The sequence below is a fragment of the Thiocapsa sp. genome, assembly GCF_035467215.1.
In the GTDB taxonomy this organism is placed as follows: domain Bacteria; phylum Pseudomonadota; class Gammaproteobacteria; order Chromatiales; family Chromatiaceae; genus Thiocapsa.
The window spans coordinates 1-13,667 of record NZ_DATITZ010000163.1; the positions used below are offsets into that span (position 1 = coordinate 1).

The following is a 13,667-nucleotide window of genomic DNA, read 5'->3' on the forward strand; positions in this document are numbered from 1 at the left end:
AGTATTTCGGCGTCCAAACCTTCACGACCGGGATCTTCCGCACCTGGTTCGGTCTGAACAACGCCGCGGCTGCCGCCCAGCTCTCGGCGATGCTGCTCGGCTTCGTCCTGGTGCTGATCGCGCTGGAGCGCATCTCGCGCAGCCAGGCGCGTTACCACGACACCGGTCGGCGGCATCAATCGATCCGCCGCTACCACCTGACCGGCTGGTGCGCCGCCGCAGCCGTCGTCTTCTGCCTGATTCCGCTGATGCTCGGGTTCCTGATCCCCGCCGGACAGCTCGCGACCTGGGCGCTGACGATCGCCGAGGGTGCCTACGACGCCGCCTTCTGGCGCCTGGTGCGCAACAGCCTCGAGCTCGCGGCAATCGCCGCGTTGATCGCCTTGATGCTGGCCTTGGTGCTCGGCTACGGCAAACGGCTGCATCCGACGCGCACGGTCACCGGAGCCGTCAAGATCGCCGGTCTGGGCTACGCCGTCCCCGGTACGGTCATCGCCATCGGCGTCATCATCCCCTTCGCCTGGTTCGACAACACCCTGGACGCCTGGATGCGCAGTACCTTCAATATCTCCACCGGCCTGCTGCTGAGCGGGACCCTAGCCGCCCTGATCTTCGCCTACCTGACGCGCTTTCTGGCTGTTGCACTGCAGACGGTCGAGGCGGGCCTCGGACGGATCCGGCCGTCGATGGACGAGGCCGGTCGGGCCATGGGCTATCGGCCGGCCCAGGTGTTGCGGCGTATCCACATCCCGATGCTCAGGGGCAGCCTGCTCACCGCGGTGCTCTTGGTCTTCGTGGATGTGCTCAAGGAGCTCCCGGCGACCTTGATCCTGCGACCCTTCAATTTCAACACACTCGCGGTTCGCGCCTACGAGTTGGCCTCCGACGAGCGCCTGGCGGACACCGCGCCTGCCGCACTGACCATCGTGCTTGCAGGCTTGGTTCCGGTTATCCTGCTGAGCCGTTCCATCACCAAGTCCCGCAATGCCGACACAGCTTGAGGTCAGAGACGTCAGCGTCGCCTATGGCGACACCACGATCGTGCGCGATGTGTCCTTCCTCCTCGAGCGAGGCGTCATCGGGTGTCTGCTCGGCCCCAGCGGCTGCGGCAAGACGACCTTGCTGCGCGCCATCGCCGGGTTCGAGCCGGTCAGCCGCGGCGAGGTCCTGTTGCACGGGCGGCGTGTCTCGGTACCCGGCAATACCCTCCCCCCGGAGCAACGTCGGGTCGGCATGGTGTTTCAGGACTTCGCCTTGTTTCCGCACCTCACGGTGGCACGCAACGTCGCGTTCGGCCTGCGTGGACTCAAACGTGCCGAGCGCGAGCGTCGCGTCGCCGAGCTTCTGGAGCTGGTGGATCTGCGCCAAGCGGCATCCCAGTATCCACACGAGCTCTCCGGAGGGATGCAACAGCGGGTCGCCCTCGCCCGCGCCATGGCACCGCGCCCCGATATCCTCTTGCTCGACGAGCCCTTTTCCAGCATGGACGCGGAGCTGCGCGAGCAGCTTGCTCGCGAGGTGCGGGATTTACTCAGACGCGAGGGCGTGACGGCGATCCTCGTCACCCATGACCAGCTCGAAGCCTTCGCCATGGCCGATCAGATCGGGGTGATCGCAAACGGCAGCATTCGACAATGGGGAACCGGCTTCGGGCTCTACCATGAGCCGGCGGATCGCTTCGTTGCCGGTTTCATCGGCCAAGGAGTGTTGCTCCCGGCGATCGTGGTCGACGAGACACGCGTGAAGACGGAGCTCGGGCGCGTGGCCGGGAGCAAGCGGCATGGTCTGGCCCCGGGAACGGCGGCGGAGGTGCTGATTCGACCCGACGACATGCTCTACGACGAGACCAGCCCGCGGCGCGCGGTCGTGGTCGAGCGCGCGTTTCGAGGTGCCGAGTATCTTTATCAGCTCAGGTTGGAGAGCGGAACGGAGGTGCTCTGCCTGGTCCCGAGCCACCATCAACATGCCGTCGGGGATGACATCGGGATCCGACTCGAAGCGGATCATCTGGTCGTCTTTCCCTGCACGAGCGATGCCCCGGAAGATGCGATCACGAGCAGTCCTCCGGCGCGGACCTGATCCGCAGATGGCGTCGGATCCCGACGATGCAGGACTCCTTGTGCTCAGCCGCTTCGGCCGCCCTTCTTGGCCTTCTTCTCTGCCCGCTTCTCCTTCATGTTCTTCAGCGGCTGTTTCTTGGCTTCCTTCTTCTTGTCTTCGCCTTTGCTCATCTTCGTTTCTCCGCGGCCCGTCCTCGATCGATCGGGTGATCGGTCGGGTCGCCCGAATGGTTTGGTTCGATGGGCCCTGTACCGGCCCGGCTCTGCCCGATGATCGTCGGCGTTCAATCCTCGAATCGGCAGGAGGTTATCATGCCACAACCCCCCCGTAAGGCCAGTGCCCCGCACACCGAGATCCCGACGGCGATGCGCGATCTCATCGCCGGTTATCTGGCCGTCTCGGTCGGTGCGATCGCCCTGCTGCTGTTCGGCGGCGATCCATCGTCCGGGATATTTCTCGTCCTCTTTGCGCTACCATGGAGCCTGTTCGTAAGCCAGGTCGGCGGCCTGCTCGGAATCGACTCGGCCGCACTCAACCTTGCCCTGCTTGCAATCGGCGTCGGCATCAACGGTGCGCTGCTGTATCTACTCGGTCGCCGCCTGCGCAGACGACAATCGCCTTCTTGACCAACGCGAGATCACCGATGGCCCCTTGGATCCTTTCCGTGCGCGCTCCACACCTTTTGATCGGCGTTTTGGCGCTACTTGCCGCCGCCGGATGCACCAATCACCTGCAGGAACGACAGCTGATCTCGCCCACGGATCCGCGAGCACAGGCTTGCGTGGCGAGCTGCGACCTGAGCCGAAGCCAGTGCGAGCAGCGCCAACGGGTGCGCGAGGAGGAGTGTCGGATGCATTACGAGCGGCTTTCGGCGGATCACGCGACCTGTCTCGCCACGCCGGGTGCGCTCTGCATCAAGCCCGACACCTGTCCGGCCGCGGAGATGACGATCTGCACGATTCAATACGAGGAATGCATCGTGGGCTGCGGTGGCACCGTCGAGACACGGTTCGCGATGCCCCGCGTGCCCGGGACCTGACCTCGGGCGTTCGGATCAGCATCGAGACCGCGTGCGGAATGCTCCGGCTTTCGTGCGCTCGCGAGCCGTCCGCCTTGAAGTCACTACGGGGTCGACCTTAGCGGGAACCTCGGACCGCTGAGGCGCATCGCTCCGGGTCCAGTCCGCCGCGCGCCCTGAATCTGGTATACGGCAGGATTTTTGCATTCTCGGTTCATCAACCCTAAAAATCCTTGAGGATAGACCATGAACGACACCAATGTGACCTGGCATGAGCATCAGGTCTCTCGCGTGGATCGCGAAATGATGAAGGGACACAAAGGCTGCGTGATCTGGTTCACCGGGCTCAGCGGCTCGGGAAAGAGCACGATCGCCAATACGCTTGACCATCGACTCCACCAGCAGGGCATCCACAGCGCAGTGTTGGACGGCGATAATGTCCGCCACGCACTCAACGCAGGTCCGGGTATGCTCCGCGACGTTCATGGCGAGGAGTTCGCTCAGCGTTTCGGACTCGGATTCTCCGCGATCGATCGTGAAGAGAACATTCGACGCATCGGTGCCGTCGCACATCTATTCGCCCAAGCCGGCATCATCGCCCTGACCGCTTTCATCAGTCCCTATCGCGCGGACCGTGACCGGGTCCGGCGCGCCATGCCGGAAGGCGACTTCATCGAGGTCTTCGTCGACACCCCGATCGAGATCTGCGAGATACGCGATCCTAAGGGGCTCTACAAGAAGGCCCGTGCCGGCGAGATCAAGGGATTTACCGGAATCGACGATCCGTATGAAGAACCGACCGCACCGGAGCTTCAGCTTCATGCCGGACGCGAGCCGCCGGATGTCCTGGCCGACGAGGTGATCGCCTACCTTCGCTCGAGCGGGATCATCCTGCCGAGTTCCTGACGCCACGGGCCGCGATGCGGCCCGAGTCGATACCCTGAACAATCCCAAGTCGTCGGATGGCTAGAGCGCAGCGAAACCTGTCCTACGCTAATGCGGTCAACCCTTCTCGAGCAGGCTCCGCAGATCGATGATCGCCGCGTTCGCGCGCGAGATGTAGGACGCCATCACGAGGGAATGGTTACCCATCGGTCCGAAACCGGTGCCGTTCAGGATCATCGGGCTCCAGATCGGATTCTGGGTGTTCTCGAGCTCTCGGACGATCTGCTTGAGGGAGACCAGCGCGTTCTTGTCCTCCAGCACCTTCTCGAAATCGATCGAAAGGGCTTCCAAGGTATGCAGCAAGGCCCAGGTATAGCCGCGTGCCTCGAAGAAGACGTCGTCGATGTCCATCCACGGGGTCTTGTTCTCACGCTCGCCGGCAGCCGGATGTGCCTGTCGAGCGCTCGGGTCACCCGCAAGTGACGTATCCAGATGCGCCTGACCGACGGCATAGGAGAGACGCTGCGCCAGGCTGCCGAGACGCTTCTCCGCCACCGCGAGATAGGATCTCAGATTGTCGGATCGTGCGAAAAACTGCCCGTCCGAGGCATTGCCGTCGCTGAGACGTTCGAAATACCGGTACATGGCAGCGATGCCGGTGCGATATTCGGACTCTGTCGACGGCAGGATCCAAGACTCGGAATCGTAGCTGAACTGTGGCTCGGCCACCTGAAGATCCTTGTCTTCGACCGATTGGGTCTGGGAGCGGGAAAACTCGTTGCGCATCGCTCGGGCCAGGTCCCGCAGCTCGGTGAGGGCACCGAACTCCCAATTCGGGATATTGTCCAGGAAGACGCCCGGCGGGGTCATATCGTTGCTCAGATAGCCGCCGGGTTTGTCCAAAAGAGTCTCGGCGATACCGATCGCGGCGGCAGTCGTGTAACTGCCGGTCACGAGCTGCACCGACTCGCTCCCCTCGCCGCCGGCAAGGCCCTCAGCCTTTTCCCGGATGTCGAAGGTTGCCGGCGAGCGCGACCAGAAGATCCCGAGGATGGTGATCACCAGGATGTAGGTGACGACGAACAACCCTGCGGTCCACCACAACCCCTTCTCGCGCCAAGTCCGCGGATCGTACAGCTTGACGACTTCTGTCACCGTCTTCGGCATGTGCGGCTTTTCCATCACATTCTCCGTGTTTTCTGGGGCTCGCGCGTTCTCGCGCGTGCGATGACGCTCAGGATCCTCGGGGCAGTACCGGCCTCGCCTCCACGCCGTTGCGTACCCGGCGGGCAACGCCCGCACCGGACCATCGAGAAGATCCGGTGCGGGGATCTCGGCCTAACGCATGGGGCTGAAGTGATTCAGCCAACGCGGCATCGGCTCGACAACGGGCATTGCAGGAGCCGCTTCCGTTGCTTGAGCAGGGGCAACCGGAGCAGGCGCAGCCGGAGCGGGCTCCATCGGCGGCGCGGCAGCGGTCGGCTCGTTCGACGGTGCAGTCGCCGCAGGGGCCGGAGGCGAGGCAGGCGGCTCTTGCGCAACAGGCGTTGACGGAGCCTCCACCACCGGCTGACTGGGCACGGCGGCCGGTTCGGAAGCAGGCATTGCCTTGACTGCCGGCGCCTCCACGACCTCCGCCTCGCTCAGATGCGCCTCCGCCGAAGCAGGCCCCTTCGCCGGAGGCTCGGCAACAGGCTCCGGGGTCACCGGCACGACGACCACCGGAACCTCGATGAGAGGAGCCGGAGCCGAGGTCGGGGGCGCGGGATCTGCGGGTGCAGCAGGCTCAGGCTGCTTCGACACCACCGGCTCGGCCGGCGCTTCGGGTACGCTCTCCGAGACGGCAGGCGCCTCGACGGGCGGAGCAACCGGCGCAACCGGCGCAACCGGGGCAGGCGCATCCGGGACGGGCGGAAGCGTGGGGCGGGTCGGGTGCGCCAAGGCGGGCGCTGCCGCGGGGCTCGGCTGGGCGGTGGCGGTCGATCCCGGCAGAGGCGCGAAATGCGGCATCCGATACTCTTGCGGGGGGCGTGCCGCCGCAGGTGCTGGCCTGGCCGGGACCGGCTCTACGACCGGCTCTCCGATCGGTACGGCGACCGCCTCGGCGGTTGATTCAGATGGCGCGGCCTTGGTCTCCGGGGACGACGCGGACACCGTCGGCCCTGCGGGCAAGGGGGCAAAGTGAGACTTTCCGTAGGCGTCCGGATGGCTCGTGACGGCCGGCGCCTCGGTCTCCGGAGCCTTCTCGGGCGCAACCTCGACGACAGCGGTGTCGGCTTCCGGCTCGGGCGCAGGTGCGGCCGGCAATGGCGCGAAGTGCGGCGCGTCGGCCGCCGTCGAAGGAGCAGCCTCGGGCTCAGGTGTCGCCTCGACGGCAGCGGCTTGCGCTTCCGGCTCGGACGCAGGCGCCGGTTGTGCGCCGCTCGACGCGGGCTCGGGCGCGGTAGCCGGAGCCGTTGCCGGAGCAGCCGGTTCCGGCGTCGCCGTCAGGGTCAAAGTCCCGATCGGTGCGAGATTGGCGGCGACTTGAATCGGGGAGAGTGGTGCTGGTTCCGCGAAAGGGTCGGCGAGCGTGACGTACAGGGTTCCGACTACAGTCACAACGGCCACGGTCCAGACGGACGTCTTACCGATATCGATAGTCGCCAGTTTTGCTCGTGCTGGTTCGAGCGTGGCCACGACCTCTTTCATCAGGTTGATCCTCGTGTGGGACGGTTAAAAATGGATTTGGTCATAAAACCTGCTTAGGCTGCCTGAATAGGCGCGCGGGTTCAAGGGAGAACCACAATCGAACCGCGATCGGCCGTTCAACGGCGATCGAGCGAGCGACGACGATCGCGCGCTCGGGCTCCGGGAGTACCGGACACCGGGCCAGGCAAGGGCACGGCTCGTCGGTAAACGCAGGCGCCTGAACAGCGTGTCGATCGTCGCGGGGATACGCGGATCGACTGCCGCATACCGGGCGCCCCGGATATACTGCCGCGGATGTCGCCGGCCCGCCGAGACGCGCTCCGACGCCCGTGCCGACCCGTGGATCGGGGATCCGGTCTCGCACTCAACCGCTTATAAAGGCTTCGGACATCCGTGATCTCTATGGAAACCAACCCTCTCTCAGGTGCCGGATACCTGCTCCAAGGCATCCGGTTGATCGCTCGACCCGGGTTACGGCGGTTCGTCGTGATCCCGCTTACGGTCAATATCCTGATCTTCTCCGCGGCCATTGCCCTGGGCGTGCGGCTGTTCGAGCAATTCCTCGCTACCCTCGATGCGCGCCTTCCGAGCTGGCTTGGCTGGCTGGACTGGATCCTTTGGCCCTTGTTTGTCTTGGTCTTGCTCGTCGTCGTCTTCAACCTCTTCGCCTTGGCGGCCAACCTGATCGCGTCGCCCTTCAACAGCCTCTTGGCCGAGAAGGTCGAGCAGATGCTCACGGGACGCCCGCTCGATCAGGGGAGCACATTCGCGAGCGTGATCGCCGAGAGCTTGCCAACGCTCATAGACGAAATCAAAAAACTTCTCTATGCCACTATTCTAGCGATTCCTTTCCTTCTACTGCTGTTTGTCCCCGTTGTCGGACAGATCCTTTGGTTTCTCTACATTGCCTGGGTACTTGCGGTTCAGTATTCGGATTATCCGATGGGAAACCACGGGATGAAGTTTCGCGAGATGCGACGCCGTCTCGGTCGACAACGCGGGATGAGCCTTGGTTTCGGCGCTTCCGCGGCCTTGCTGAGTATGGTGCCCGTGGTCAATTTTATCCTGATGCCGAGCGCCGTTGCGGGCGCAACCGCCATGTGGGTTCGGGAGCTGAAGGGCGCGAATCATTACCAAGGCGCGACCCAGTCCCGCGTTGCGACGCGCTGCGTCCTGCTCGTCATCGACCACCTCTCGGGCCGGATCGGCGGCGAGGTACTGGCCGGGCCGCATGCCGGGCGGGCGCTCGACCAGGTGCCGACCGAAGATCTCGTCGAGATGCTCGATGCCTGCTATACGAACGACCCCGAGTCCGCCGAGGCGCTCGAGGTCTATCTCGATCGCGAGCGCGGACGCAAGACCACGGAGTCACCGCGGCGCCGACACGCCGAAACGGCACACACACCGATCGAGCGCATGCAGCCGGAGGAGGCTCGCGCCATCCTCGGGATCGGCCCGGATGCCGGTGCGCAAGAGGTTCGCGGCGCGCATCGGCGCTTGATCCAGCGGCTGCATCCGGATCGCGGCGGCTCCGACTACCTGGCCGCCAAGATCAACGAGGCAAAACAAGTCCTGTTGAACTGACGCCATCGGATCGAAGCTCGGATCGAGCGTCCGTCCGAGCCCCCGGATCCGGTGTACGAACGACCCGAAGTCACTTAGCAACGGTTCGATAACAAGTGATCCACCTTAGACCCTCTCCTCGCCGGATGGGTTGGGGAGAGGGGGAGAACGAACCGGAATGGCTAAGTTCTTTCTGAACCGTTACTTACCCGGCAATTCCACAGCTAGAGGCACATCTCGCCCATGTTTGTCCGTATCCTGCTCGTGTCGATGGTGCTTGCTGCAGTGATCGGCGCCCTCGCCTACCTCAAATACAGTCAGATTCAATCCGAGATCGCCATGTTCTCGCAACCCATGCCGGCACCGACGGTGACTGCCGTGACGGTCGAGACAACGGCCTGGGAGCCGGCCCTGGAGGCGGTCGGCACCTTGCAGGCGATCCAGGGCGTGGAGGTGAACAACGAGGTCGCCGGGCAGGTGACGGCGATCGAGTTCGAATCGGGCGCGATGGTCAAAAAAGGCGACATCCTGGTCAGGCTGGCCGATGAGGTCGATCGCGCCGACCTGGAGGGACTGCAGGCCGCGGAGCGCCTCGCGCAGATCAAGGTCGACCGCAACCGCTCGCTGCTCAAGGACCGCGCCGTCGCTCAAGGCGACTTCGACGAGATCAGCGCGCAGCTCGACCAGGCCCGCGCGCAGGTCAAGGCCAAACAGGCGACGATCGAGAAGAAGACCATCCGCGCACCCTTCGACGGACAACTCGGCATCCGTCGGATCGACCTCGGGCAGTTCCTCGCCGAAGGCTCGTCCATCGTCCCGCTCCAGACCCTCGACCCTATTTATGTCGACTACTCGCTGCCGGAGCGGCATCTGGGGCTCCTGGCGGTCGGACAACAGGTGCAGGTGCGTGTCTCCGCGCACCCTGACCGGACCTTCGACGGGGTCATCCAGGTCATCAGCCCGGGGATCGACCAGGGCACGCGCAACGTTCGTGTCCGTGCGGGCCTGAGCAATCCGGACCTGGCGCTTCGCCCCGGCGGGTTCGCTCGGGTCGCGACCCTCTTGCCGCGCGAGGACGCCGTGATCACCATCCCGCGCGAGGCCGTCGCCTTCAATACCTACGGAGACGCGGTCTTCGTGATCCGCGAGGAGGACGGCAAGACCCTTGTCGAGCGCCGCCAAGTGCGCACCGGCGCGGTGCGCGGGGAAGAGATCGCGGTACTCGATGGACTCGCCGCGGGCGAGCGTGTCGTCTCCTCCGGCCAGGTGAAGCTCGGCAACGCGCAGGAGGTCCGGATCGTCGATGCGCAGCAGGAAGCGCCTGCGGCGGACACCTCCGAGGGTGCGCCCGAGCCTGACTCCGAGGACGCGGCAAAATGAAGTTCACCGACATCTTCATCCACCGCCCGGTCCTGGCGACCGTCGTCAGCCTGCTGATCTTCATCCTCGGCATCCGCGCCTTCATGGACCTCGAGATCCGCCAGTACCCCGAGACCCAGAACACCGTGGTGACCATCACCACGGCCTACCCCGGCGCCAGCAGCGATCTGGTCCAGGGCTTCATCACGACCCCGCTGCAGCAGGCCATCGCCGAGGCCAACGGGATCGAGTATCTGGTCGGCACCAGTACGGCCGGGCTGTCGGTCATCGAAGCGAACATGCGCCTCAACTACGACCCCAACGCGGCCGTCGCCGAGATCCAGGCCAAGGTCGCCAGCCGTCTGAACGTCCTGCCCGAGGCCGCGCAGAACCCGGTCATCGACTCCACCACCGGCGACTCCACGGCGCTCATGTATCTCGCCTTCTACAGCGAGGAGATGACGCTCCCGCAGATCACGGACTACCTCATACGCGTCGTGCAGCCCCAGCTCCAGGCCCTTGAAGGTATTGCCAAAGCGGAGATCTTCGGGGACCAGACCTTTGCGATGCGGATCTGGCTCGACCCGGCACGCATGGCCTCGCTCGGCGTGAGCGGCGACGAGGTCGCCCGCGTACTCGCCGAGAACAACTATCTCGCCGGCATCGGGCGGCTGCGCGGGGATCAGGTCCAGATCGATCTGTCGGCGACCACGGACGTCAGCCGTGTCGAGGACTTCCAGCGCCTGGTCGTGCGCACCCAGGACGGCACCCTGATCCGTCTCGACGACATCGCCGAGGTCGAGATGGGCGCCAAGACCTATGACTCGGCCACGCTCTACAAGGGCATCCCCGCCATCTTCATCGGCATCGAGCCTGCACCGGGCTCCAATCCGCTGGAGGTCGCGGGCCGGGTGCAGGACCTGATGCCCGAGCTCGAGACCCAGTTCCCGGAAGGGCTCAGGGCGTTCGTGCCCTACGACGCCAGCGAGTTCATCGAGGAATCCATCAAAGAGGTCTTCAAGACGCTCGCCGAGGCGGTGCTGATCGTGCTGCTCGTCATCTTCCTGTCACTCGGCTCGATCCGGGCGGCCTTGGTGCCGTCCGTCGCCGTGCCCCTGTCGATCGTCGGGGCCGGTTTTCTCATGCTCCTCTTCGGTTTCTCCATCAACCTCCTGACATTACTCGCGATGGTCTTGGCGATCGGCCTGGTGGTCGACGACGCTATCATCGTGGTCGAGAACGTTCACCGCCATCTGGAGATGGGCAAGAGCGGCACCCAGGCGGCGATCGACGGGGCGCGCGAGCTGGCCATGCCCATCATCGCCATGACCCTCACGCTGGTCGCCGTCTACGCGCCCATCGGCTTTATGGGCGGGCTGGTCGGGTCGCTCTTCACCGAGTTCGCCTTCACCCTTGCCGGGGCCGTCGTGGTCTCGGGCATCGTCGCCCTGACCCTCTCGCCGATGCTCGCCGGACACGTTTTGCGTGCCGGCAGCGATCAGAGCCGGTTCGAGCGCCGCGTCGAGCACGTCTTCACAGATCTTTCAGCTGGTTATCGGCGTTTTATGCACGGATGGTTGACCTATCCGGGCGTCACGATCCTGGTCGCCGTTGTCATCCTGGCCGCCATTTACGGCATGTACAGCATGACCAAGAAGGAGCTGGCCCCGACCGAAGACCAGAGCATCCTCTTCTTCATGGGCACCACGCCTCAGACCGCGACCGTCGATCTGAACCTGCGCTACATCGACGAGATGCTGCCCATCTTCGAGTCCTTTCCCGAGTACGAGGAGAGCTTCATCATCGCCGGCATGGGCGGCGACCAGAGCATGACCTTCGGCGGCTTCAAGATGTTCCCGCCCTCGGAGCGCGAGCGTGGCCAGATGGAGATCCAGCCGCAGCTCCAAGGCATGCTCGGGGAGATCACCGGGATGGAGACGGTCGTCTTCCCTAGGCCGAGCCTGCCGACACCCGGCAACGGGATTCCGGTGGAGTTCGTCGTGCTCTCCGATCGCCCCGTCGCCGAGCTCGACGGACTCGCCGACCAACTGCTCGGCAAGGCGATGGCGAGCGGCAACTTCATGTTCCTGAGCAAGGACATCAAGTACGAGCGGCCCCGCACCGTCTTGGAGGTCGATCGCGATCTCGCAGGCGATCTGGGGATCAGCATGGCCGATCTCGGACGTAGCCTCTCGGTGATGCTCAACGAAGATTATGTGAACTGGTTCAGCCTGGAAGGCCGCAGCTATCAGGTGATTCCTCAGGTTGAACAGCGTTTCCGCAATGATATCGGTAAGTTGCAGGATTTTTATGTCCGCAACGCCGCGGGCGACCTCATCCCGCTGTCGGCCTTGGTCGAGATCCGCGACCAGATCGAGCCCTCCAAGCGCGTCCAATTCCAACAACTCAACGCCATCACGCTCTCCGGCGTCATGACGCCCGGCGTCCCCTTGGGTGCCGCGCTTGCCTATCTGGAGCAGGAGGCGTCCGCCCTCTTCCCGCGCGGCGTGCGCTGGGACTACAAGGGCGAGTCGCGCCAGTTCAAGACCGAGGGCACGGCACTCGAGGTCACCTTTTTCCTCTCGCTCCTGATCATCTATCTCGTGCTGGCCGCTCAGTTCGAGAGCTGGCGCGACCCCTTCGTCATCCTCATGTCGGTGCCGCTCACCATCGCCGGCGCCCTCGCCTTCCTCTTTCTCGGCTTCGCCAGCGTCAACATCTACACCCAAGTCGGACTCATCACTCTGATCGGTCTGATCGCCAAGAACGGCATCCTGATCGTTGAATTCTCCAACCAGTTGCGCGAGCGCGAGGGACTCTCCAAACGCGAGGCGGTCGAGCAAGCCTCGGCGATACGGCTGCGGCCAATCCTGATGACCACGGTCTCAATGCTGGTCGCCATGATCCCGCTCCTCATCGCCACAGGTCCGGGCGCCGTGAGCCGTTTCGACATCGGGCTGGTGATCATCACTGGACTGGGCATCGGCACGCTCTTCACGCTCTTCGTCGTGCCGGCCTTCTACATGCTGCTCTCGCCGGATCAGCATCGGACCATCGGCGTCGTCCGTCCCGAGATCGATACGGCTTAAACCGCGCCTAGCGCGGTATGCGATGTTTTTGGATGTGATCGGCCCTGGCAGACTTGAAGAGCGCTGGCAGCGGCGCGGTTTAAGATCACAAGCTCATTGCAAAACGCAGGAGACCCCGATGTCTCTCTATGACCGAGATTTCTTCGCTTGGGCCAACGAGCAGGCCGCATTGCTGCGTGCGGGTTGTCTCGCGGCCGCCGACATCGAGAACATCGCCGAGGAGATCGAAAGCATGGGCCGCAGCGAAAAAAGGGAGCTCCTGAGTCGACTCGCCATCCTGTTGATGCACATTCTCAAATGGCAGGCGCAACCGATGCTGCGAGGCAACTCATGGCGCGGCACCATCAAGATCCAACGCCGGGAGATCGCCCGCTACTTGGCAGACAATCCAAGCCTCACAGCGAAGCTCCCCGAGGTCTTGTCCGCCGCTTACGGCGATGCCGTCTTTCATCACGCTGTACGAATACCGCGCCGAGCTCGCCGAGCGTCTGCGCCGCGAGACGGGAGACCTGGACGGATTGCACTCGATCTGGGTCGAGCAACGCGAACGTGCCGGCCTGATCCAACATCTGCGCGACGGCCAGGCCGATCCCGAGCGCCTGCGCGAGCTGGAGCAATGCCACGACCTGGACCTCTTCGATCTGCTGGCCCATCGCGGCTTCGCCGCCTCGCCCCTCACGCGACGCGAGCGCGCCGACGGCTATCTGCTCGCGCGAGCATCTGAGATCCTTGGCGACCGGAGCCACCCACAAGACCATCTATATGCCGACCCTGGAGCAGTTCCGGATCTGCGCGCCGCCGCGCCCGGAGCAGGAACGGATCGTTCGCCGACTCCGGGACCAACTCGCCGCAGCAGAGTCCGCCCACCTCGCCGCCGAGGCTCAGCTCAAGGAGATCCAGCGCCTGCCCGAGCGCATCCTCGCGACGGCTTTCGGGGATGGCGAGCGCGCGGCCTGAGTCCGGCTGGCGTATCGCATGAAAACAGTCATCGCCGGTTGCGG

General features: G+C 64.4%; 11 protein-coding genes and 2 pseudogenes. 11 read left to right on the top strand and 2 right to left on the bottom strand.

Annotation, left to right across the window (positions count from 1 at the left end; all coding sequences use genetic code 11):
* The 5 genes from VLR48_RS09110 to cysC form a co-directional block, all read left to right on the top strand.
* The coding region (locus VLR48_RS09110; RefSeq protein WP_325291477.1) for an ABC transporter permease at nucleotides 1-1,001 on the top strand (1,001 nt) is incomplete at its 5' end.
* Nucleotides 985-2,079: an ABC transporter ATP-binding protein gene (locus tag VLR48_RS09115; RefSeq protein ID WP_325291478.1), complete on the top strand. Its 1,095-nt coding sequence runs from the start codon at nucleotides 985-987 to the stop codon at nucleotides 2,077-2,079. The genes VLR48_RS09110 and VLR48_RS09115, both read left to right, overlap by 17 nt.
* 293 nt (nucleotides 2,080-2,372) lie before the next feature.
* Nucleotides 2,373-2,687, top strand: coding sequence for a hypothetical protein (locus VLR48_RS09120; RefSeq protein ID WP_325291479.1), 315 nt, complete (start codon nucleotides 2,373-2,375; stop codon nucleotides 2,685-2,687).
* A gap of 17 nt (nucleotides 2,688-2,704) precedes the next feature.
* Entirely contained in the window at nucleotides 2,705-3,100 is a 396-nt protein-coding gene (locus VLR48_RS09125) for a hypothetical protein (RefSeq protein WP_325291480.1), read from the top strand.
* Between the two features lie 225 nt (nucleotides 3,101-3,325).
* On the top strand, nucleotides 3,326-3,985 hold the full coding sequence (gene cysC / locus VLR48_RS09130) for an adenylyl-sulfate kinase (RefSeq protein ID WP_325291481.1): 660 nt from the start codon (nucleotides 3,326-3,328) through the stop codon (nucleotides 3,983-3,985).
* Between the two features lie 96 nt (nucleotides 3,986-4,081).
* On the opposite strand, the gene VLR48_RS09135 is transcribed toward cysC, so the two are convergent.
* The gene (locus tag VLR48_RS09135) at nucleotides 4,082-5,146 is read right to left on the bottom strand and encodes a DUF2333 family protein (RefSeq protein WP_325291482.1); all 1,065 of its coding nucleotides are present in this window, start codon (nucleotides 5,144-5,146) and stop codon (nucleotides 4,082-4,084) included.
* A gap of 156 nt (nucleotides 5,147-5,302) precedes the next feature.
* The gene (locus VLR48_RS09140; RefSeq protein ID WP_325291483.1) at nucleotides 5,303-6,655 is read right to left on the bottom strand and encodes a hypothetical protein; all 1,353 of its coding nucleotides are present in this window, start codon (nucleotides 6,653-6,655) and stop codon (nucleotides 5,303-5,305) included.
* Between the two features lie 402 nt (nucleotides 6,656-7,057).
* Between VLR48_RS09140 and cysZ the strand changes: the two genes are divergently transcribed.
* The 6 genes and pseudogenes from cysZ to VLR48_RS09170 all read left to right on the top strand — a co-directional run bounded on the left by cysZ (nucleotide 7,058) and on the right by VLR48_RS09170 (nucleotide 13,623).
* A complete protein-coding gene (cysZ, locus tag VLR48_RS09145) occupies nucleotides 7,058-8,239 on the top strand; it encodes a sulfate transporter CysZ (RefSeq protein WP_325291484.1) in 1,182 nt (393 codons plus the stop codon).
* Nucleotides 8,240-8,461: 222 nt separating this feature from the next.
* Nucleotides 8,462-9,598 carry an efflux RND transporter periplasmic adaptor subunit gene (locus VLR48_RS09150; RefSeq protein ID WP_325291485.1) on the top strand — a complete coding sequence of 379 codons (1,137 nt, stop codon included), beginning with the start codon at nucleotides 8,462-8,464 and terminating at the stop codon, nucleotides 9,596-9,598.
* Nucleotides 9,595-12,666, top strand: coding sequence for an efflux RND transporter permease subunit (locus VLR48_RS09155; RefSeq protein WP_325291486.1), 3,072 nt, complete (start codon nucleotides 9,595-9,597; stop codon nucleotides 12,664-12,666). Before VLR48_RS09150 ends, VLR48_RS09155 begins: the two co-directional genes overlap by 4 nt.
* Nucleotides 12,667-12,784: 118 nt before the next feature.
* Nucleotides 12,785-13,051, top strand: a pseudogene (locus tag VLR48_RS09160) (DUF29 domain-containing protein); the annotation flags it as partial.
* A 52-nt stretch (nucleotides 13,052-13,103) separates the two neighbouring features.
* Nucleotides 13,104-13,304, top strand: a pseudogene (locus tag VLR48_RS20250) (hypothetical protein); the annotation flags it as partial.
* A gap of 91 nt (nucleotides 13,305-13,395) precedes the next feature.
* Nucleotides 13,396-13,623, top strand: a complete 228-nt coding sequence (locus tag VLR48_RS09170) for a hypothetical protein (RefSeq protein WP_325291487.1) — start codon at nucleotides 13,396-13,398, stop codon at nucleotides 13,621-13,623.
* Nucleotides 13,624-13,667 lie beyond the last annotated feature (44 nt).

Bases quoted from the DNA above. Each gene is read 5' to 3' on its own strand.
- cysZ (WP_325291484.1), top strand. From the start codon at position 7,058: ATGGAAACCAACCCTCTCTCAGGTGCCGGATACCTGCTCCAAGGCATC.
- VLR48_RS09115 (WP_325291478.1), top strand. From the start codon at position 985: ATGCCGACACAGCTTGAGGTCAGAGACGTCAGCGTCGCCTATGGCGAC.
- VLR48_RS09125 (WP_325291480.1), top strand. From the start codon at position 2,705: ATGGCCCCTTGGATCCTTTCCGTGCGCGCTCCACACCTTTTGATCGGC.
- cysC (WP_325291481.1), top strand. From the start codon at position 3,326: ATGAACGACACCAATGTGACCTGGCATGAGCATCAGGTCTCTCGCGTG.
- VLR48_RS09155 (WP_325291486.1), top strand. From the start codon at position 9,595: ATGAAGTTCACCGACATCTTCATCCACCGCCCGGTCCTGGCGACCGTC.
- VLR48_RS09140 (WP_325291483.1), bottom strand. From the start codon at position 6,655: ATGAAAGAGGTCGTGGCCACGCTCGAACCAGCACGAGCAAAACTGGCG.
- VLR48_RS09135 (WP_325291482.1), bottom strand. From the start codon at position 5,146: ATGGAAAAGCCGCACATGCCGAAGACGGTGACAGAAGTCGTCAAGCTG.
- VLR48_RS09150 (WP_325291485.1), top strand. From the start codon at position 8,462: ATGTTTGTCCGTATCCTGCTCGTGTCGATGGTGCTTGCTGCAGTGATC.
- VLR48_RS09120 (WP_325291479.1), top strand. From the start codon at position 2,373: ATGCCACAACCCCCCCGTAAGGCCAGTGCCCCGCACACCGAGATCCCG.